At 45.6% G+C, this 21,638-nt stretch carries 21 protein-coding genes; 2 read left to right on the top strand and 19 right to left on the bottom strand.

Features of this window, described 5'->3' with window-relative positions; all coding sequences use genetic code 11:
* Window positions 1-72: 72 nt before the first annotated feature.
* From hisH to ACFFJH_RS08960, 19 genes are all read right to left on the bottom strand, one after another.
* Entirely contained in the window at window positions 73-711 is a 639-nt protein-coding gene (hisH, locus tag ACFFJH_RS09050; RefSeq protein WP_390211806.1) for an imidazole glycerol phosphate synthase subunit HisH, read from the bottom strand.
* Between the two features lie 78 nt (window positions 712-789).
* A complete protein-coding gene (gene hisB / locus ACFFJH_RS09045; RefSeq protein WP_189346215.1) occupies window positions 790-1,380 on the bottom strand; it encodes an imidazoleglycerol-phosphate dehydratase HisB in 591 nt (196 codons plus the stop codon).
* A 91-nt stretch (window positions 1,381-1,471) separates the two neighbouring features.
* Window positions 1,472-2,566 (bottom strand): histidinol-phosphate transaminase, encoded by a 1,095-nt coding sequence (hisC, locus tag ACFFJH_RS09040; protein ID WP_390211804.1) that lies wholly within the window; start codon window positions 2,564-2,566, stop codon window positions 1,472-1,474.
* A gap of 43 nt (window positions 2,567-2,609) precedes the next feature.
* Window positions 2,610-3,533, bottom strand: coding sequence for a DNA-methyltransferase (locus ACFFJH_RS09035; protein ID WP_390211802.1), 924 nt, complete (start codon window positions 3,531-3,533; stop codon window positions 2,610-2,612).
* Between the two features lie 130 nt (window positions 3,534-3,663).
* The gene (gene hisD / locus ACFFJH_RS09030; protein WP_390211800.1) at window positions 3,664-4,986 is read right to left on the bottom strand and encodes a histidinol dehydrogenase; all 1,323 of its coding nucleotides are present in this window, start codon (window positions 4,984-4,986) and stop codon (window positions 3,664-3,666) included.
* Window positions 4,986-5,639, bottom strand: coding sequence for an ATP phosphoribosyltransferase (hisG, locus tag ACFFJH_RS09025; protein ID WP_212675950.1), 654 nt, complete (start codon window positions 5,637-5,639; stop codon window positions 4,986-4,988). Before hisG ends, hisD begins: the two co-directional genes overlap by 1 nt.
* A 57-nt stretch (window positions 5,640-5,696) precedes the next feature.
* Window positions 5,697-6,947 (bottom strand): UDP-N-acetylglucosamine 1-carboxyvinyltransferase, encoded by a 1,251-nt coding sequence (murA, locus tag ACFFJH_RS09020; RefSeq protein WP_390211798.1) that lies wholly within the window; start codon window positions 6,945-6,947, stop codon window positions 5,697-5,699.
* Between the two features lie 2 nt (window positions 6,948-6,949).
* Complete coding sequence (locus tag ACFFJH_RS09015; RefSeq protein WP_390212405.1) at window positions 6,950-7,183, bottom strand: BolA family protein; 234 nt, start codon at window positions 7,181-7,183, stop codon at window positions 6,950-6,952.
* Window positions 7,184-7,247: 64 nt separating this feature from the next.
* On the bottom strand, window positions 7,248-8,000 hold the full coding sequence (locus tag ACFFJH_RS09010) for an ABC transporter permease (protein WP_212675948.1): 753 nt from the start codon (window positions 7,998-8,000) through the stop codon (window positions 7,248-7,250).
* Window positions 7,997-8,926: an ABC transporter ATP-binding protein gene (locus tag ACFFJH_RS09005; protein ID WP_390211796.1), complete on the bottom strand. Its 930-nt coding sequence runs from the start codon at window positions 8,924-8,926 to the stop codon at window positions 7,997-7,999. The genes ACFFJH_RS09010 and ACFFJH_RS09005 overlap by 4 nt, the downstream gene beginning before the upstream one ends.
* A gap of 180 nt (window positions 8,927-9,106) precedes the next feature.
* Window positions 9,107-9,391: an STAS domain-containing protein gene (locus tag ACFFJH_RS09000; protein ID WP_390211794.1), complete on the bottom strand. Its 285-nt coding sequence runs from the start codon at window positions 9,389-9,391 to the stop codon at window positions 9,107-9,109.
* Window positions 9,392-9,417: 26 nt separating this feature from the next.
* Window positions 9,418-10,044, bottom strand: a complete 627-nt coding sequence (locus ACFFJH_RS08995; protein WP_390211793.1) for an MlaC/ttg2D family ABC transporter substrate-binding protein — start codon at window positions 10,042-10,044, stop codon at window positions 9,418-9,420.
* Between the two features lie 212 nt (window positions 10,045-10,256).
* Window positions 10,257-11,042, bottom strand: coding sequence for an MlaA family lipoprotein (locus ACFFJH_RS08990; RefSeq protein ID WP_390211791.1), 786 nt, complete (start codon window positions 11,040-11,042; stop codon window positions 10,257-10,259).
* Window positions 11,039-11,512 carry an outer membrane lipid asymmetry maintenance protein MlaD gene (gene mlaD, locus ACFFJH_RS08985; protein ID WP_390212402.1) on the bottom strand — a complete coding sequence of 158 codons (474 nt, stop codon included), beginning with the start codon at window positions 11,510-11,512 and terminating at the stop codon, window positions 11,039-11,041. Before mlaD ends, ACFFJH_RS08990 begins: the two co-directional genes overlap by 4 nt.
* A gap of 75 nt (window positions 11,513-11,587) precedes the next feature.
* Window positions 11,588-12,367, bottom strand: coding sequence for a lipid asymmetry maintenance ABC transporter permease subunit MlaE (gene mlaE, locus ACFFJH_RS08980; protein ID WP_390211790.1), 780 nt, complete (start codon window positions 12,365-12,367; stop codon window positions 11,588-11,590).
* Entirely contained in the window at window positions 12,364-13,179 is an 816-nt protein-coding gene (locus ACFFJH_RS08975; RefSeq protein WP_390211788.1) for an ABC transporter ATP-binding protein, read from the bottom strand. Before ACFFJH_RS08975 ends, mlaE begins: the two co-directional genes overlap by 4 nt.
* Window positions 13,180-13,660: 481 nt before the next feature.
* Window positions 13,661-13,951 (bottom strand): helix-hairpin-helix domain-containing protein, encoded by a 291-nt coding sequence (locus ACFFJH_RS08970; protein ID WP_390211786.1) that lies wholly within the window; start codon window positions 13,949-13,951, stop codon window positions 13,661-13,663.
* 41 nt (window positions 13,952-13,992) lie between these two features.
* The gene (locus tag ACFFJH_RS08965; RefSeq protein ID WP_390211784.1) at window positions 13,993-14,631 is read right to left on the bottom strand and encodes an immunity protein Imm33 domain-containing protein; all 639 of its coding nucleotides are present in this window, start codon (window positions 14,629-14,631) and stop codon (window positions 13,993-13,995) included.
* Window positions 14,632-15,287: 656 nt separating this feature from the next.
* On the bottom strand, window positions 15,288-18,347 hold the full coding sequence (locus tag ACFFJH_RS08960) for a TonB-dependent receptor (protein ID WP_390211783.1): 3,060 nt from the start codon (window positions 18,345-18,347) through the stop codon (window positions 15,288-15,290).
* A gap of 996 nt (window positions 18,348-19,343) precedes the next feature.
* On the opposite strand from ACFFJH_RS08960, the gene ACFFJH_RS08955 reads away from it, so the two are divergent.
* Both ACFFJH_RS08955 and ACFFJH_RS08950 read left to right on the top strand, forming a co-directional pair.
* Window positions 19,344-20,576, top strand: coding sequence for a 3-methyl-2-oxobutanoate dehydrogenase (2-methylpropanoyl-transferring) subunit alpha (locus ACFFJH_RS08955; protein ID WP_390211781.1), 1,233 nt, complete (start codon window positions 19,344-19,346; stop codon window positions 20,574-20,576).
* A gap of 24 nt (window positions 20,577-20,600) precedes the next feature.
* On the top strand, window positions 20,601-21,638 hold the full coding sequence (locus ACFFJH_RS08950) for an alpha-ketoacid dehydrogenase subunit beta (RefSeq protein WP_212675939.1): 1,038 nt from the start codon (window positions 20,601-20,603) through the stop codon (window positions 21,636-21,638).

The following is a 21,638-nucleotide window of genomic DNA, read 5'->3' as shown; positions in this document are numbered from 1 at the left end:
CAACATAACTTGTTCATGTGCAACTACAGCAAACAGACAATAATGTTGATAAGTCGTTCAATAATTCAAGTGTTAGGGATTCCAGTGTACAAAGTTTTTATATAGTTGCAGTCCCGCAGCGGCGCTTTTCTCGGGATGGAATTGCGTTGCAAAAATATTCTCGCGCGCCACAGCCGAAGTAAATACTTGCCCATATTCAGTCGTGCCGACTACGTCTTGCTCACATTCAGCTTGCACAAAATAACTATGCACGAAGTAAAAATAACTATCGTCAGCAATGCCATTCCAAAGCGGATGTGCTTGCGTTTGATGCACGCGATTCCATCCCATTTGTGGCACTTTATAACGGGAACCATCTTCTTGCAATTGTCCACTTAAATCAAAGCGTACAACCTTACCTGGAAGTAAGCCTAGACATGGTGTATTCCCTTCTGCGCTGAGGTCAAACAACATCTGCTCGCCGACACAAACGCCAAATAAGGGCTTTTCGCGTGCTGCTTGTAGCAAGGCCTCTTGCACACCCGAATCTTGCAAACTACGCATGCAATCTGGCATCGCTCCTTGGCCTGGCAAGACTAAACGATCAGCCGATTGAATATCCGCAATCAAACCTGAAATCAGAACCTCGGCTTCAGGGGCAACCGCACGTAATGCTTGCGCAACAGAGCGCACGTTACCCATGCCGTAATCAACGACAACAATCTTATTCATAACAATGAGGGAGTAGGCATAGTGAAGTATTCGCGAATAGCATAAACATGCAAGCTTTATGCCATCGCTATCGCTTTTTTATAGACTACCTTTTGTGGATGGAATGGTACCTAAGGCGCGCTCATCTAATTCGGCTGCCATACGCAGCGCGCGACCAAAGGCTTTGAATATGGTTTCACATTGATGATGCGCATTTTCGCCACGCAAGTTATCAATATGTAGAGAGACCAAAGCATGATTCACAAAGCCTTGGAAAAATTCATGGGTCAAATCGACGTCAAATGAACCTATCATCGCTCGTTTAAAATCAACATGATATTCCAGACCTGGACGACCAGAGAAATCAATTACGACGCGTGACAAAGCTTCATCGAGTGGCACATAGGCGTGACCATAGCGACGTATGCCTTTTTTGTCGCCGATGGCTTGTGCAAATGCTTGTCCCAAAGTGATACCAACATCTTCCACCGTGTGATGCGCATCAATATGTAAATCACCATCGGCTTCGATATCTAAATCGATTAATCCATGACGTGCGATTTGATCGAGCATGTGATCCAAAAACGGCACACCCGTCTTTAAAGATTGTTTGCCAGTACCATCGAGATTAATCGCGACGCGAATCTTGGTTTCATTGGTATTGCGTGTAACTTGCGCTGTACGTTGCATGATGAGATTAGCTAATTGTGGTTAGCTGGTTAGCTATTATGTTGTTGAGTGAAATTCGACAGAAAAATTTTAATAAAAATTTCAAAAAAACTTATTCCAAAGCCAGATTAAACGCATTTAAAAATTGTGCATTTTCTTCTGGCGTACTGACGGTGATGCGCAAACAATTCTGCAATAGTGCATGCATTTTACCCACATTTTTCACCAAAATTTTTTGTTCCAACAATTTTGTGAAGACTTCATTGCCATATGTCTCACTTTTCTCGGGATTTGACACGCGAATTAACAAAAAGTTGGCGGCAGACGGAAATACTTCCACGCCTGGCAAGCTAGCAAGTTGACTAGACAACTGACTGCGCTGCGTGCGCAATTGCGCCGCTTGCTGCTCAAACACATCGGCGTGTTCTAGCAGACAAAGTATCGCCGCTTCGGTCAACACATTAACGTTATAAGGTGGGCGAACTTTATCAAATTCTTGCAGTAAAGCGGCAGACGCCGACATGTATCCTAGGCGTATTCCTGCCAAGCCTAATTTGGATACCGTGCGCATCACAACCAAATTCGAAAATTCTGGCAAACGCGACATAAAACTTGTTTGCGCAAATGGTTGGTAAGCTTCATCGACGATCACTAAACCAGTGTCGCCCACTGCCGTAATAATTTCTTCCATATCGGCAGCATTAAACAAAGTACCAGTCGGATTGTTTGGATAAGCCAAATAGGTCACCGCCGGACGATGCTCCGCAATCGCTGCCAACATCGCCGCTTTGTCGAGTGTGAAATCTGCGTTCAGCGGTACGCCAACAAATTCCATGCCCGCAAATTGTGCAGACATCGCATACATCACAAATCCCGGCATTGGCGCCAATACTTTTGCGCCCGGTTTGGCACAAGCAATACTGATCATCGCAATCAATTCGTCGGAACCATTGCCCAACACCAAGTCATAGCCATCAGGCACGCCGAAGTTCGTTTTCAACGCTTCTTTCATAGCCAAATAATTTGGCACAGGATAACGATTTAAGGCGGTTTCCGATAAACGTTTCGCCAATGCTTGCTGCAAAGCTGGCGTCAAGGTGTATGGATTTTCCATCGCATCGAGTTTCAAAAGCCCCGTTGCGTCAGGCACGTGATACGCCGACAAAGCGCGCACATCAGCGCGAATAATATTCTCTACTATAGACATGAGACAGTTGCTCGTTTTAAGTTCAATGAATAATTCTTAAGAATCAAGTTTCAAGTGACGCTACACTCTTTTTTCGCCTCGTTGATTTCGCAGGTTCAGCTTTCGCCTTGGTCACCACCGTTTTCGCTTTACTGATTCGTTTACTTACTTTAGCAAGCACAGGTTTAGCCCGCACTGGTTCTGTCGGTTGATTATTCAGAACTTGTAATTCTGCCTCTGCCGATTGTAGACGCGCCTCGATGATGGCGCAGTAATCTGGATTGAGTTCAAAGCCGACAAATTGTCGACCACAACGTCGTGCCGCAATCGCAGTGGTACCACTGCCCATAAACGGATCAAGTACCACACCATTCTTTGGACAAGATGCGAGCACCATACGTTGAATAATTTCTAAAGGCTTTTGGGTTGGATGTTCAACACGTTCTACATCTTCTTTATGCAGACGTGACACACTCCACAAATCTTTTGGGTTGTAACCGAGTTCTAACCACTTAGCACCAACAAAGATCGAGCGCGAACGGGCTTTTTTGGTCGCCGCATCATAAGGAATACGCACCGCATCTAAATCGAAATAGTAATTTTTCGATTTCACGAATAAGCCTATCGTGTCATGCACTGAAGAAAAGCTACGGGTGCTACCGCCCATAGACGGCACTCGTCTATCCCAAATAATTTCATTGATCATCGTCATGCGCTGCTTGAGCATCACGAAAATTTCTGGCGAATAACGCCAAGTCAAAAAGATGTACAGCGAGCCAGTTGGCTTGAGTTTTGGCAAAGCGGCGTCAATCCAACGCTCAGTCCACGCCAAGTAATCCGCCGCTTCCTGCTTATCAGAATCATTGCCGTAATCCTTACCCAAACCATAAGGTGGATCGGTCAAAATCAGATCAATACTGCCATCAGGAATGCGCTGCAAACCAGTGATAGCATCTTCATTAAAAATCTGATTAATGAAACTGTTCATATGATTGAACGAAGAAAAAAACTTAGCCGCAAAGGTGTAACGAAAGCAGCAAAAGAAGAGAAGTTTTCTATACTTTCCTCTGCGTACTTTGCACCTTTACGGTTAAAGATTTTGTTTTTCATTGGGTATTTCATTTCAAACGCAACTCAGCACTACGAGCATGTGCAGGCAATCCTTCACCATACGCGAGTTCTGCCGCGATCTTGCCTAAAGTCTGCGCGCCTTGCTCACTGACTTGTATCATCGATGAACGCTTCTGGAAATCATATACACCCAAAGGCGATGAGAAACGCGCGGTGCGTGAAGTCGGCAAAACGTGATTCGGCCCAGCGCAATAATCGCCCAAGGATTCGGAAGAAAAACGTCCAAGGAACATCGCCCCCGCATGACGAATTTGATCTGCCCATTGCTGCGGATTTTCTGCAGAAATTTCTAAATGTTCGGCCGCGATCTCATTCGCGATGTCGCAAGCTTCTTGCATGTCACGCACTTTGATCAAAGCACCGCGATCTTTCAGGGAAGTTCGAATAATCTCGGCACGTGGCATTGTTGCAATCAACTTATCAATGCTGGCATGTACCGCATCAATGTAGGCTGCATCAGGACATAGCAAAATCGATTGTGCGAGTTCATCATGTTCCGCTTGCGAGAACAAATCCATCGCAACCCAATCTGGATCAGTCGTGCCATCACATAAAACTAAAATCTCAGAAGGACCGGCAATCATGTCGATACCCACTGTGCCAAATACACGACGCTTGGCGTTCGCAACATAGGCATTGCCTGGCCCCACAATTTTATCGACTTGCGGAATACTCTCTGTGCCATAAGCTAAAGCAGCAACCGCTTGTGCGCCACCAATGGTGAACACACGATCAACGCCCGCGATGGCCGCAGCGGCTAATACCAGAGAATTACGCACGCCATCGGGAGTTGGCACCACCATAATAATTTCACGCACGCCAGCGACCTTTGCTGGAATCGCGTTCATCAGTACGGAAGAAGGGTAAGCCGCTTTGCCACCAGGCACGTAAATGCCGACGCGATCTAGGGCAGTAACTTTTTGTCCGAGTACCGTGCCATCTGCTTCAGTGTACGAAAATCCTGCAGAACCACATTCACGCTTTTGCACTTCATGATAGGAGCGCACACGCTGCGCTGCTGCCTCTAATGCACTACGACGCTCATTAGAAATACTCGCTAGTGCTGCATGCAAATCCTCTTGCGGAATCTCCAAAGCTTGCATCGAGCTGATGCCTGACAAACGATCAAAACGTTGAGTGTACTCAAGCACCGCGGTGTCACCGCGCGTTTTAACTGCCTGCAAGATCTGTACTACACTTTGATCAATCGCCGCGTCTTCACTCGCTTCGAATGCCAATAATTGACGTAAGGTTTGCGCGAAACCTGACTGTGTAGAATCTAAGCGAGTCAATGCTGTGGTGAAGCTCATTACTTCCCCTCCGACGCGCGTTCGAATGCTTGGAGAATGGGTTGCAAACGTTCGCGCTTCAATTTCAATGCAGCTTGATTCACAACTAAGCGTGAAGAGATATCCATGATCTCTTCCACTTCGACCAAATTATTCGCGCGCAAGGTATTGCCGGTGCTGACCAAATCGACGATTACATCGGACAAACCAACCAACGGCGCCAATTCCATCGAGCCATACAGCTTAATCAAATCAATATGCACACCCTTGCTAGCGAAATGCTGACGGGCGGTTTCCGTGTATTTAGTTGCGACACGCAAACGCGCACCTTGACGCACTGCAGTTGCGTAATCAAATCCAACCGACACCGCCACCGACATGCGGCATTTTGCGATGCCTAAATCAATAGGTTGATACAAGCCAGCACCACCATGTTCAAACAACACATCTTTACCTGCCACGCCAAAATCTGCCGCGCCGTATTGCACATAAGTTGGCACGTCTGAAGCACGCACAATAATCACGCGCACATCAGGATCATTGGTTGCCAAAATCAACTTACGCGATTTTTCTGGATCTTCAGTCACGTGAATACCTGCCGCTTCTAACAGCGGTAAGGTTTCTTCAAAAATGCGCCCTTTGGACAAGGCCAAAGTTAGTTGCTGAGAACTCATATCAATTATTTCGCTAAGTTAATTTCACTAATTTACTTGGTTATTTTTGACGCTGCATCATTTAACGCGCTGGATTTGCGCACCCACCGCGGACAACTTTACTTCCATTCGGTCATAGCCACGATCAAGGTGATAAATGCGATCGATCAAAGTCTCACCTTGTGCGGCTAAACCTGCGATCACTAAAGAGGCCGATGCGCGCAAGTCGGTCGCCATCACAGGTGCGCCCACTAATTTATCTACGCCATTCACGATCGCGGTATGACCATCAATTTCAATATGGGCACCAAGACGATTCATTTCTTGTACATGCATGAAACGATTTTCAAAAATTGTTTCGGTGACGCGTGCAGTGCCATTCGCCAAACAGTCGAGCGCCATAAATTGCGCTTGCATGTCAGTCGGAAAACCTGGGTATTCGGTAGTGCGGAAACTCACGGCTTTAGGACGTCCACTCATCTGCGCACGTATCCAATCTGGGCCAGTAGTAATGATCACGCCAGCTTCACGCAATTTATCGAGTGCCACATCCAAAATATCGCTACGCGTATTTTTAACGGTCAAATCACCACCTGTCGCGGCGACCGCGCACAAGAAAGTGGCGGTTTCGATGCGATCTGCAATCACGGTATGCGTTGCACCGTGTAAGGCATCAACACCTTGAATCACCAAACGATCCGTACCTATACCAGAAATTTTTGCGCCCATCGCCACTAACAAGTTAGCGAGGTCAGTGACTTCGGGTTCGCGCGCGGCGTTTTCCAAAACAGTTTCGCCGTCAGCTAAAGTCGCTGCCATCAGCAGGTTTTCTGTACCCGTCACGGTAATCATATCGGTGACGATGCGCGCACCACGCAAACGTTTCGCTTTAGCGTGGATATAACCTGCCTCAATCGTGATTTCCGCGCCCATCGCTTGCAAGCCTTTGATGTGCTGATCAACAGGACGAGAACCGATCGCGCAGCCACCTGGCAAAGAGACTTTTGCTTCGCCAAATCGGGCTAACAAAGGGCCGAGCACTAAGATCGAAGCACGCATGGTTTTCACCAAATCGTAGGGCGCTTCCAACTTATCAATCGCTGCACCATTTAAGGTGACGACACCGTTTTCTTCAGTGACGCGCAAACCCATTTGCTTGAGTAATTTCAACATCGTAGCAACGTCTTGCAAATGCGGCACATTGTGCAAAACCACATCTCCAGCACTCAACAACCCAGCACACAAAATCGGCAAAGCCGCATTCTTAGCGCCAGAAATAATGACATCGCCATTCAGGCGATTGCCGCCTGTGATCAGTAACTTATCCATGCTTATTGAAATTCTTCCGGAGTTAAAGTTTTCATCGACAAAGCATGAATTTCTTCACGCATGCGATCGCCTAATGCAGCGTAGACGAGTTGATGACGTTGAATCAAACGCTTGCCAGCGAATGCTGGGGAGACGATCACCGCAGTGAAATGCTGACCGTCACCTTCCACTTCAAGATGTGTACATTCCAAACCGGCTGCGATGTAATTTTTAATTTGTTCTGGTGTAGGAAACACGATAGGTCTTTCTAAAATATTTTCAAATAATTTTTCGGGATGGCGGCTATGCACCATCTCAAATTCAGTGCCGCAACTTATAACCACTACGCAGCATTTGCATGGCAACTGCCGTCAACGCCAGCAAGAAAATCGTCACAATCACAAGACTACGTACAGGATCGACATCTGATTGGCCAGTAAAGCCATAACGGAAGCCATCAATCATATAGAAGAAGGGATTGAAATGCGAAATAGTTTGCCAAATCGGTGGCAAAGAATTGATCGAATAAAACACGCCCGACAAAAAGGTCGCTGGCACGATTACAAAATTTTGAAAACCAGCGAGCTGATCGAATTTCTCCGCCCAAATACCAACGATTAAACCCATCGTACCGAGCACGAAGGCACTCATCAAAGCGAATAAAGCTATCCATAAAGGCGCACTAAAACTCAAGTGTGCAAACCATGCCGTCACCACAAACACACCTAAACCAACGGCAAGTCCGCGTACGACAGCCGCCAACACATAGGCAAAAAACATTTCCCAATGCGAAAGCGGTGGCAACATGATGAACACCAAATTCCCGGTAATTTTGGATTGAATCAAAGATGAGGATGCATTCGCAAACGCGTTCTGCAAAACGCTCATCATCACCAAACCTGGAATCAAAAATGCCATGTAAGTGACGCCGTGCACTTTGACATGACCTTCAAGCGCTTGACCAAAAATCAGCAAGTACATCATCGCCGTCATAATCGGTGCGGTGATGGTCTGCGTTGCGACTTTCCAGAAGCGTAAAACTTCTTTATACAATAAGGTGCGGAAGCCTATCATTGCGGATTTCCTCCACCCATAATTTGTAAGAACACATCTTCCAGATCGGCTTGTTGCAATTGCAGATCCTCAATCACGCAACCCGCTTGACACAGATTCGCCAGTATCGGCTCAACCTCAGCGTAATTGGTGATACGTAATGCAAATGTATTCGTTTCTGCTTGCGTATCGGAAGCAATGATCAGATTGTGCAATGACGATGGGAACTCACCTTGCGCCAACTGCACTTTCATTTGTGAACCTGAAATACGTTTAATCAAAGCAGACATGGTATCGAGAGCGACAACCTTACCCGCTTTCAACATCGCAACCCGATTACACAAAGCTTGCGCTTCTTCCAGATAATGCGTGGTCAAAACGATGGTATGCCCTTCACGATTTAGGCGCGAAATGAACTTCCACAAAGTCTGACGTAATTCCACATCAACACCCGCTGTCGGCTCATCCAAAATTATCACCGGTGGTTTATGCACCAATGCTTGCGCGACTAGCACGCGACGCTTCATACCACCCGATAAAGCCCGCATATTCGCATCGGCTTTATTGGTTAGATCAAGGTTTTCCATGACCTCGTCGATCCACGCATCATTATTTTTAATGCCGAAATAACCAGATTGCAAACGCAGGGTTTCACGCACAGTGAAAAATGGATCAAACACCAATTCTTGCGGCACCACACCGAGCTTGCTGCGCGCAGCACGGTAGTCGCGCACCACATCATGTCCTTGCACCAAAACTTGGCCAGAGTCAGCACGATTCAAACCGGCAATAATCGAAATTAAGGTTGTCTTACCTGCGCCATTTGGGCCAAGTAAACCAAAAAACTCGCCTTCTTCAATCGCAAGTGAAACACCACCTAGAGCCTGTAGCTTTTTGCCTGCAGACTGATAGGATTTTTGTACATTACTAATTTGTATGGCAGCCATGTGGCATTCGCGCTTACGCGCATAGAGAGTGAACTAAAGATGGAACAAGATCACGAAAAATACCGCGAAAACCTGCGATTATAGGGGATTTTGTCGAATTACGGGTTGCGCTTTAATGCGCAGCTTGTATAGACAAATCACCGAGATTGCAAAGAAATTGCAAAAGAAAAGCGCCGAGGATCAATGTCGCTCAGCCGCATTGGCGGGGAGTAGGTGAAATAATTCGGTCAAGCCATAGAGAGAAATCAAGCTCAACAAGCTGGCCGGAACGCCAACAAATTGCAAGTTACGATGTAAATTTTGCGCCTGACGTTGCCAAGTCAACATGACCGCTACTGCCGCGGAATCAACGACCTGTAACTGTGACATGTCAACTTGATCTGAGCCAGCATGAATCGCCTGCAAGCCCGCTTCGGAAACGGACACTGCGTTGCGCAAACTTAATTCTTGATCTTGCAAGACCATGCTGGACTCCGACATTCAATCAATGTTTATTTTTTAATAGAAGCTGCTGCCAACTTCTTATTTTTTTCAACCAAAGTCTTGATCAAACCATCGATACCGGTTTTATTAACTTCGGCGGAAAAACTACCTTTGTAAGTTTCAACTAACCAAGCACCGAGTACATTGATGTCAAAAATCTTCCAACCATTGGCACTTTTTTCGAGACGATAGCTCAATTGCAAAGGCTCACCACGCGTTTGTATCACCAAACTTTTTACTTCTACTTCGGTGTCTTCTGGAGAAGAACGGAACGGTTTGAACTCGACTTTTTGATCACGAATTTGAGTAATCGCACCAGAATAAGTATGAATTAACAAAGTACGGAATTCTGTAATCAATTGTTTCTGCTGTTCCGGTGTCGCTGTACGCCAGCTTTTACTCACCGCCAAAGAAGTCATGCGTTCAAAATTGATGTACGGCAGAACTTTGTTTTCAACCAAATCATTAATACGTTGACGATTACCGGATTGAATTTCTTTATCGGTTTTCGCTGCATCGATAATTTCTGTACTCAGACGTTTTACCAGTTGATCTGGCGCCTCCTGTGCTTGCGCATTAGCAAGCAGAGAAAAACCCAAACACAGACTAACTAAGAATTGACTGATTTTTTTCATAATTTACTTTCCTGACTTGTGGGATTAATTCTTTATATTTCCTAGACACGTAAACCCTGCGTTGCAGCATTTGGTTGACGCAGCCTATATCTCCCCCGTTTGCATTCTTACGGTTTGCGCCTATTTGACACTTAGTTGGCGCTTATTTTGTACTTATCTTGTGCTTACTACGCAGTTCTTTAAACGCACAGACTGATCAACTGTCTTTATTCTTACTGCTCTTGCTGCTTGCCAGCATTAATCTGGCTCTCGCGTCTTTGTAAATAGGCTCCGCGAATAAATACGTATTTATCCAAGGCAGCTTCTTCAATTAGACTTACCGCATCTAATGCGCTGGCTCGCTTATCAATTACTTTCAACACGGTAGTTGTATTTTTTACGGCAACTGAAGTTTGCGAGAATAAAATATCACCTTTAAAGTCGATAGGAACGGCCAAGGTATCTCGCAACGTCGATGCACCTAAAACCGGCAGCATGACAAAGGGCCCAGCGGGGACTCCCCACACACCCAAGGTTTGCCCAAAATCAGCCCTATGCTTGGGCATCCCACCTGCACTAGCCACGTCGATCAAACCACCAATACCGACGGTAGTGTTAATCGCAAAACGCATAATATCATTCACGCCATCTGAGAAATTACCCTGCAAAACATTATTGAATGCAGTCCAAACATCTCCCGCATTACTAAAAAAGTTACCAACAGCCGTTTGCACTATGCTTGGCGTCACTTTCTGATAAGCCTGAGCCGTCGGCTTCAACACATTCGCATCTAAGCTCTCATTAAAGCTGAACATAGAGCGATTAAAGCCTTCTAAGGGATCATCAGGATTATTACCAATATTGGTAGTCTCACTGACTTTTTCTAGTGTTGCCACCGCTTTTGTTTTTACTTTCGAGACCGTACTACAGGCGGTCATCGAGATACCAAGCACGCATAAAATCAGCAATCGTACAAAGAGTGAACGCAGCTTAGAAATAGATAAAATATCCGTACTCATTTCTGCTCTTCCTTACCATCCGCCGCTTTACTAAACAAAAATTGACTGATCAGATTTTCCAAAACGACCGCTGACTGCGTCATCGTAATTTTGTCACCCGCCGCTAAATTTTTCGCATCACCACCTGCTTCTAAACCTATATATTGCTCACCCAATAAACCCGCGGTCAAAATTTTTGCCGATGAGTCTTTAGGAAAGCTGTAGCGTTTTTCCATCTTCAATACAACGGTTGCCTGAAAGCTCTTATCGTCAAAACTGATAGAACTAACTCGTCCAACGACCACACCAGCGCTCTTCACAGCTGCATTCGGCTTGAGTCCGCCAATATTATCGAATTTAGTGATGACATCGTATGTCTGCTCGAAAGACAAACTACTCATGTTGCCTGCTTTCAAAGCCAAAAATAAAAGCGATGCAGCGCCTAAAAGGACAAACATGCCGACCCAAAAATCTATCGATTTCTTTTCCATCATTTACCTCTTACCAAAATCCATTTGCAGACAAAAGCGGCAAATGCGACTGTAAAAATTCGAATTTTAAAAATTTTATTGAAACATCCAAGCCGTCAGCAAGAAATCCAGCCACAACACCAGTAAGGATGAAATTACTACCGTTCTGGTCGTCGCACGCGCCACACCTTCAGGCGTTGGCGTTGCTTCGTAGCCTTGATAAAGCGCGACGAACGTCGCTGCGAAACCAAATACGATGCTTTTAATCACGCCGTTACCCAGATCGTTCCAGATATCAACGCCAGCCTGCATTTGCGACCAAAAGGAACCACTATCAACACCAATCAGAGTAACGCCCACCAGGTAGCCACCGATAATGCCCATTGCATTAAAAATCAAAGTTAGGATAGGCAAGGCAATGACACCTGCAATAAAGCGAGGTGCGACCACGCGCTGCAGGGGATTGACCGCCATCATTTCCATCGCGGCCAATTGCTCTCCAGCTTTCATCAAACCTATTTCAGCTGTCAACGAAGTCCCTGCACGTCCGGCAAACAAAAGCGCCGTAACCACCGGCCCTAATTCGCGCACCAAAGATAAGGCAACCAACAAACCTAGTGCCTCTTCAGAACCATAGCGATTCAAGGTGTAATAACCTTGATAGCCCAAAACAAAACCAACGAATAAACCCGATATCGCAATGATCACCAAGGAATAGTTACCGATAAAATGAACTTGATCGGCAATCAGTTGGGGACGACGCCATAAGCCGGGCGCATTCACTACGATACTGACAAAACTACGGCTAGCATGACCAAGATTTTCAACCGTTTCACGCACAGCACGACCGAGGCGACTTACAAGATTCGTCATCATGATGATTCGCCTTCACGTGGCTTCAAACCCATTTCTTCTGCCATTGATATACCTGGATAGTGAAACGGCACAGGTCCATCGCTTTCAGCATGAACAAATTGTTTTACATAGGGGTCTGTCGATTCCATCATTTCTTTAGGCGTGCCTTGCGCAACGATTTTTCCTTGCGATAAAAAGTAGACGTAATCCGCAATCACAAAAGTTTCATGTACATCGTGCGACACTAAGATACTGGTTGAACCTAAGGCGTTATTTAAATTACGAATCAAGGTCGCTGTCACCCCCATAGATATGGGATCTAGACCAGCAAAAGGCTCGTCGTACATGATTAATTGCGGATCTAGCGCAACCGCCCGCGCTAATGCAACCCGACGTGCCATACCACCTGAAATCTCTGAAGGCTTTAACTTAGCTGCATTACGCAAGCCGACAGCATTGAGCTTCATCATGACCAAATCATGAATCATTGCGTCAGGCAATTTTGCATGTTCACGCAAAGGAAATGCGACGTTATCGAAGACACTCAAATCGGTGAACAAAGCTCCATGCTGAAACAGCATGCCCATTTTGCGGCGCAAAGCATATAAGCCGGAGGTATTTAGTTGATGAACAATTTCACCATTGACGGCGACCTGACCACGCTGCGGCTGAATTTGTCCGCCGATCAAACGTAATATAGTAGTTTTGCCCGAGCCAGAACCGCCCATCACGGCAATCACTTTACCGCGTGGAAAATCCATGTTCAAGCTGGACAAAATATTCCGGTTGCCATAGCCAAACTGCAAATCACGAATTTCAACTAGATTGGGCACGACGATTGATTTCTAAAATAAAGACGAGATTGTAAACCAGAACGGGAATTTGAGTTGCCTTCCATCGCTATCAAAAATGCAACCAAATAATAAAATTCAATAAATTGGATTATTTAAAAATTAAATTTTACTTTTCCAATAAATGCAGAATTTAATTCCAAACCAACACCCGAAATATACGAAAATAAATGAACTTAGAGTCAGCAATTTTCGGATTTCTCCAATTTTAATGATTACAAATGAAACAAATTTACGGTTTAAAGTGAGAAAACATGTGCTTAAGACCTAAAAAACAGCACAGAGTTCGACAGAATTTTGGCCTAAGCCATCTGCAATATTGAAATTATTATTTGGGCTTACCTGACAAGCCCAGGAGTACTAATTGGCAATACCAAATTCAAAACAGTCGCAATAACTTCCTACATGAACAAACAGAAGTCATGCCTAAAAATGAGAGGAATGGGGACTAAGTAAAAGAAAATCACAAGCCGCGCCATGTTTGCTTACGTTCTTCGGTAAATTTCCACCACGCCTGTGGTGCCTCACCCGCCATAAAGCGCGTGATAGACATAAAAACATCAATAACGCAGGGATCGTGACGAACCTGAGTCAGCTCACACAATTGCTCATACATCTGAAATGGATCGCGACCTAGTAATTGCTGCGGATGTGTGATGCCCAGCAGAACCAAATCACCGGCGCTCGCTTTTCCGATATTAGGCAAATCGGTCAGTTGAGACAGTTTTTCCCGACAAACTTTTTCTGGATTCATAAGACTAAAAAATAAGACGTAATGAACGCTTAAATCATCATTCAATCATTTTCAAATTGCTCTTCGAACTTCGCTGTCTGCGCATTCCACACATATTCCACTTCGCGCACAAAAGGAAGATCAAGCAGAGCACGAAATTTATCATCTATATTTAATACTGCCCCTAAAGAGACCAAATGCCAATTCTCAGGATCATCGCAGTATTCATCACTTTCATCTCCCGCCGTCAAAGTCCAACCACTAAACCGGCGCTCTATGTCTTCCGCGTCCAGCGCTTCGCGATACAGCACATTCACAGGACGTCGATCTCGCAACACCGCAAGGGTGACAAAGCAGCGTGCTTGGTATTGATCGACTAGGCTAGCGACTGGATCGTCTCTTTGGGTCTGTATGATGTGGCAAGCAGAAAATACGATCTCATCATTCAAATGCAAATCAGGAATGTAATAAGGTTGATTATCTAACCTGCCTACGAACTGTTCGCCATCGCGAGAAATAACGTCTACCCACATACGCTCAGCTGACCAGCCTTTATCATTTTCAACATCGCATTGAAAAATCAATTTAAGCACATCACCTGCTTGCAGTTGTGCGATTAATTCTGGTGATGGCAAATAAAAAGTATAAGGCGCCTCAATCGCACGGCCAGAAACATCCTCAAGCGTCCACGTTTTTAACATAACAATGATTCATCAAATAAATTATTTCAGGTCTAACGCCATTCCAAACCCAAATTTTTTTGCACAAGCCTGACACTACCAAGCTCTAATTTGCGCAAAGCTCAAATCAAATTTCGCCAAATACTTACGCAAACGATCAGCATCATTCGACATCTTTTTTTCCTTACGACTACGTTCAAACAGCACCCTTCCGGCATCTGACAAGTGTTGCGCAGATCGACAAACTTGTACCACATAAGCAAGCTGCACTCGATCAAAAGGATCTATATTTTCCTGCAATGCCAACCAATCGGCATGATCCAGCTTTTCATTGTCATTGGCAATACTAAAACTCGCTTGTTGATTGTGAAGCGCAGATTTAGAGTAATTTCTTAGAGAATCAAACTAAACTTGAATTGCCTAATGTCGACAAGAAACCGTTTTGTCCTAAGTCATTTAAGGGTATTCAATTGCAGGCAGAATCGCAATGTATGAAGTATTGACACCGCAGTGACTCAACTAAAATTCCTAAAGCTTGAAGTAGCCCAAATTGAATCAAAGACTTAACATTATTTTTTAGGAGAGGGCGCAAGTCAAGATGACATCGCCACATAGCTTATACAGCCGCCAAGCACCGCAATATGTGAACCCCAATTGCGGTGCTTGGCTCTTACTCGCTAATATTTATGATTGTACTCAACCGTCAAACGCACGCTGCGCGAACTCAATCTTCCTGTTTCTTGCAAAAAGGTCGGATTCACATTGCCATTCGAGCGTGAAGTCGCATTTTCAGAAATGATCGTGTGGCTATTGAAGAGGTTAAAAATATCGGTCTTGAAATTAACGCCTGGTAGCATTTTTGGACGGTAAGAAATATTGCTGTCCAATTGTGCCTGCCATGGCATACGTCCCAAACTACCGCGCGGTGAAGCTTGTCCATTGCAGAAGAAGTAGCTGCTGCCATAACCCATGTCTGGCGCAATGGATCTTGGTAGTTCGCCCACGCAGTTACGTGGTTGGCCTGATGCGATGGTCAGGTTTCCGCCTAATGTCAGTTCAGGACTGAGTTCATAGAAGCCAAATGCCTTGATGACATGACGACGATCATTGGGCAAATCACCAGTTGCATTGAGCATCAATTCTTTATGATCCCAACCCACGGTTTGCGCCACATTATTACCCTGTAATGAATCGACCTGTCCTTCGTTATTACCTTTACTGCGTGACAGCGTATAGTTCACTTTGCCATACCAACCGTGACGCAGCGGATGTTCTAAGAAAAAGTTGAGCGCTATATAGTCGCGCGTCATTTTTGGCAGGCCAATATCCGCTGCGGTCAAATCAACTCTTATTAGCTTTCCATCACCCTTCAAATCAAGTAATAAACTGTTGTCCGAACCTGGGTTAATCGTCGCGCAAGGAAAACCATAATGACTGGTATCGATATTATTTCTCGCCGCCCACGCATTAATCGGTCGTTGATCACACAGATCATCGTTAGAACTACGCAAGGTGCGATAGCTTCCCATCACGCCAAAGTTGAACTCTTGATTCAAGGCTTTCTCAAATCCTATCGACATTTCATCCTGATATAGAGGTTTCAAATCGATAGCCGTGAGTCCTCTAGGATCTTGCGAAATACCCCATTGATTATTGACTGAAGTAACAGGACTAATTGCATGCAAACCGGTCGGAGCACCAGTGGCAGGATCGACGCCCGTATAGGTAAATGCTTGACTAGTGATCAGATTCACACCAGCGGTATTGGCAGAGAGATTGGTCGGCACTTGCATAAAATAGCGGCCCGCATTACCGAAGACTTTGAAGGAACCATCACGATTCACATCCCAACTCGCACCTAAGCGCGGCGCCAGTTGTCGCGTCTGCTGAATGAAGGCTTGTCCGGCACTATTGTTATTTCTAAATTGCTCATTACGTAATCCCAAGGACAGCAAAATATTGCCCTGCACTTGATAACGATCTTCGATGTATTGCGCTGCTTGTGTACTGGTAGGATGCGACACGTTGCTGCTGAGATCGCGGCTAACATAGTAGCCTAAAGTACCGTAACCACCGCCCTCAGCTGGAGTCTCAGTAAAACCAAAACCCTTATACTTCGTTGGATCATCAGTGTAATAGTAATTCCAAGCACCACCGCCAGCAGCTGATACACCAACAACCGAAGCAACCTTATTGTAATCAATCCCCGCTCGCAGAGAATGGCGTCCTAATTTGTATTCCATATCGATACGCAAGGTTTTTTGTTTGTCACCTACACCATCAGCTTGAATCGGCGTACTCACTGTTTGAACGATGGGATAGTTAACACCGGGAACGCGCGATTTCACCGACGAATTAGTTTGAAAAATGGTGGGATTGTAGCCTTCAGGCGATTGACTATGCGTCGTCTTAGATTCGCCATACAAGGTAGTCAAGGTCAAATCGTCGCTCAGGTAGGCCGTATATTTAAGTATCGAATCATCCGCGCCAGGATTAGGGCCGCCGCAGCAATTGATCGATATTGAGCCACCTTTCTGAATATAATTGCGGCTAAAGGTCGCGTAATTAAAACCATATAAACGAGAGACTAATTTGGTCTTATCATGCACTTGAGTGAATTCAAAATGATGATCGTCTGATAGGTTGTAATCTAACTTCACCAAAAATCGATCTACCGTAGTGCGATTATCAGAAAAACCGGTAGGTGAAAACACTTTATCGGATGAGGCATTGACCGATTCGCTGTGACTAGAATTTCTCTCAGCCGCCACAAACATAAACAATTTGTTTTTAATAATCGGCCCGCCGACATACACGCCCGCCGTATTGCTATTGACAATATTATCTTGACTGTAGAACTGTAGTTTGCCGTCGGTTAGAGGATTGGCACCGGTTTTCGGATAGTAGGTATTGAGCGACGGCGAACGCAGTGCATTCGGCGTGATGGATGCCTTTGCGCCAAATTCCCATTGGTTGGTACCACTCTTGGTCGTGATATTCACCACGCCACCAGACGCACGACCAAACTCTGGACCAAATCCACCTTGCAAAATTTGTGCGTTGGAGATCGCACCAAAAGGCACCTCCGACGTACCAATTTGCGTCAAAATATTCGCGACCGGAAAACCATTGATGTAGTAAGCATTTTCCGAAACGCCTGATCCACCAAAACTAGAGACTTCACCATATCCACCGCCTGTATTCTTGACGGTTCCTGGTGCCAATTGAATAATCGCATTAACACTTTGAGAAATCGGTAGCTTCGCTAATTCACGCGCAGTAAAAACAGGTCCATTGTTCGTGTTAGAAACGTCAATGCGGTTGGTATTACCCGATACGGTCACCTGCTGTATTGCGCCAACTTGTGGATTAGCTTGTGCATTCACTGGTAAAAAATTCACTTCCACACCACGTCCTACCAAGGCTTCCACTTCTCTGCTTTGTACTAGCTTACCGTCTTGCATGAGTTTAACTAGGTAGTTACCCGGCGGCATAGAAGTCGCTTGAAACTTACCATTGGATTCTGGTGTCACCGTTCTTTGCACGCCAGTCGCCGTATTTTCAAACACGATATTGGTACCTGGCTGTCCTGTGACCTGACCAAATAAAATCCCCGTTGCATTTGACTGCGCCATGACAGGTGCATGTACGCCAAAGCCCATTACCGTCGCCCCAAAGAGGTACGACACAGCATGCGCAAGCACCGTCTTTCTTATCTTTATTTTTCTGTTCAACATTTTTATCTCACTTAGTTTTGGAATTATTTTTTAACAAATTGGTTTCTTTTAAAAACCATCACAAATACTAGGTGAGACGAAAATGCAGGGTCAAAGCAATTGTCTAAAACGCCTTCAGTTTATGGAGTTTAGTAATCAAGCTAATTCAAAAATATTGCGTACACCTGTGAAAACACAAAAATGAACTAGCAAGATATCGCTCGCCATATTTTGGAATAAATACAGTGTCTGACTCGCCTATGGAAGAAAAAAACAAAATTAAGAACGAAAAAAATTACATTCTAAAGATCAGTTTTTCATAGAGAAAATAAAGTCAAAAGAATAGTCATTTCGACGAAGACGAAAAGTAGTAACGCTCATTTTTATCGATTGCGATAAATTAAAAAACGATAAAAAGAAAAGTCGATAGGTTTACTAAACGGAATAAACAAAGCCATGGTGGCTTTGAGTAAATTCTATTTTTTAGAAAATTGAATCGTTTTTGAAATTTGCCGCCTCCAGGTCAGTGTCATTCGACTTAAACTTATTTAAATACATAGAGAAAAATCAGCACCGTAAAATTCCATCCGCGAGATACCAAAAACGCTAAAGCGTGTTTGCGACAAAATGATTTGTCGTCCGATTCAACCACGCAACCCCAACGACCTTTGGCATGTGAATTATCGGCACGCTGACCCGTGAGGCGACTACGCGGCACGTCGATTTTTCACGCGACAAAAATCCACTATTTTTCCGCGCCGCAGCATTTTCTATTCGTCCTACTTTGCACAAAAAATCAAGCAAAAAATTTGTCGTGACAGATCAAGAAACCCTCATCTCTTGCTTGCCAAGCAAGGTCGTTTTGTGGATACTTTGCGCCAGAAAGATTGAACGCTTTCATTGAGCCTGTTTTCACAAGAAATAGGCTCATCAAACAAAAGACAGGCTACGTCGCACGAAAAGACGTGGTGCCAATATGATTAACATTGCTCATCACAATTGAGCAAGGAGACTTTCATGCCACAGACAGAACCGCTACGTCTACACGTACCGGAACCGACTGGCCGTCCCGGCCAAACCACCGATTTTTCCTATTTACGACTATCGCCTGCTGGTGAAGTGCGTCGTCCAAGTATTGATGTGACACCGATCGATACTCGCGACATGGCTTACTCGCTAATACGCGTATTGGATGAGAGCGGCAGTGCCGTCGGCCCTTGGGTTCCTGATATTAGTATTGAGACCTTGCGCGCCGGGATGCGAGCGATGATGAAGACACGCATTTTTGACTCGCGTATGTTGATCGCACAACGTCAAAAGAAAATGTCTTTCTACATGCAAAGCCTCGGTGAAGAAGCGATTGGCGCAGCCCAAGCGATGGCATTGAATCGCGACGATATGTGTTTCCCGACTTATCGTCAGCAAAGTATTCTGATGGTGCGTGACGTACCGCTCAAAGGCCTGATTTGCCAATTGCTGTCCAACGAAGGTGATCCACTCAAAGGTCGTCAATTGCCCGTAATGTATTCGATTAAAGAAGCGGGCTTCTTTTCAATTTCTGGGAACCTCGCTACCCAATACATACAAGCGGTCGGTTGGGCGATGGCTTCTGCAATCAAAGGCGATACTAAGATTGCTTCTGCTTGGATAGGCGACGGCGCTACTGCTGAAGCAGACTTCGATACGGCACTCACTTTCGCGCACGTGTATCACGCTCCTGTGATCTTGAATGTTGTGAATAATCAGTGGGCGATTTCCACTTTCCAAGCGATTGCAGGTGGTGAGAACACCACCTTCGCTGCACGTGGTGTAGGCTGCGGCATTGCCGCCCTTCGCGTCGATGGTAATGATTTCCTCGCGGTGTATGCGGCCTCGAAATGGGCTGCGGATCGCGCACGTAACAATCTTGGCCCTACCTTGATTGAATGGGTTACTTATCGTGCTGGCCCTCATTCCACATCAGATGATCCGTCCAAATATCGTCCACTTGATGATGCCAGCCATTTCCCACTCGGCGATCCGATTGCGCGTCTCAAACAGTATTTAATCAATCAAGGAGCATGGTCCGAACAAGAACATGAAGACACCCAAAAAGAACTAGAAGCGATGGTGATCGCTGCCCAGAAAGAAGCTGAAACACTCGGCAGTCTGGCAGACAACCATGTGTTTAGTCCGGCGGAGATGTTTGAGGACATCTACGAGCATATGCCTGAGCATCTGCGTCAACAACGTCAACAATTGGGCATCTAATTAGGAATCTAAGGAAACCATGCAATGAGTGAAGATCTAAAAGGCAAATCCACGCCGATGACCATGATCCAAGCGCTGCGTTCAGCGATGGATGTGATGTTGGAGCGTGATGATAATGTCGTCGTCTTTGGACAAGACGTCGGCTATTTCGGTGGCGTGTTTCGATGCACTGAAGGTTTACAAAAGAAATATGGAAAATCGCGCGTGTTTGATGCGCCGATTTCTGAAAGCGGTATTGTTGGTGCAGCAATTGGTATGGGAGCCTACGGTTTGCGCCCCTGTATCGAGATTCAATTCGCCGATTATATTTACCCGGCTTACGATCAAATCGTTTCTGAAGCGGCGCGTTTACGTTTCCGCTCGGCCGGTGATTTCACCGCACCGTTAACGATTCGCACACCATGCGGCGGTGGCATCTATGGTGGCCAAACCCACAGCCAAAGCCCAGAGGCGGTATTCACCCACGTCTGCGGATTGCGCACGGTAATGCCATCAAATCCTTACGACGCCAAAGGCTTGTTGATCGCTTCCATCGAAAACAATGACCCTGTCATTTTCTTAGAACCTAAGCGGATTTATAACGGCCCTTTCAATGGTCATCATGATCAACCCGTAGTACCGTGGTCTAAGCATCCAATGGGCGATGTGCCTGAAGGCTATTACACCGTGCCGCTTGAATCAGCGGCCGTTTTCCGCGAAGGCAAGGACTTAACCGTACTGACTTATGGGACGATGGTGTGGGTGTCTGAAGCAGCGACGCAAGAAAGCGGTATCGATGCCGAAATCATCGATTTGCGCAGCTTGTGGCCACTCGATTTGCCCACGATTTTGAAGTCGGTGAAAAAGACCGGCCGTTGTGTGATTGTGCATGAAGCGACGCGCACCAGCGGCTTCGGCGCCGAACTCACTGCACTAGTTCAAGAGCATTGTTTTTACCATCTAGAAGCACCTATCGAACGCGTGACGGGCTGGGATACGCCTTATCCGCATGCGCAAGAATGGGATTACTTCCCTGGTCCAGCCCGCGTTGCCGCGGCATTTAAACGTGCGATGGAGAAATAA

Origin of the sequence: Affinundibacterium danionis, assembly GCF_042432465.1 — a bacterium.
GTDB lineage: Bacteria > Pseudomonadota > Gammaproteobacteria > Burkholderiales > Burkholderiaceae_D > Undibacterium > Undibacterium danionis.
This window is presented reverse-complemented; position numbering and strand designations above follow the sequence as displayed.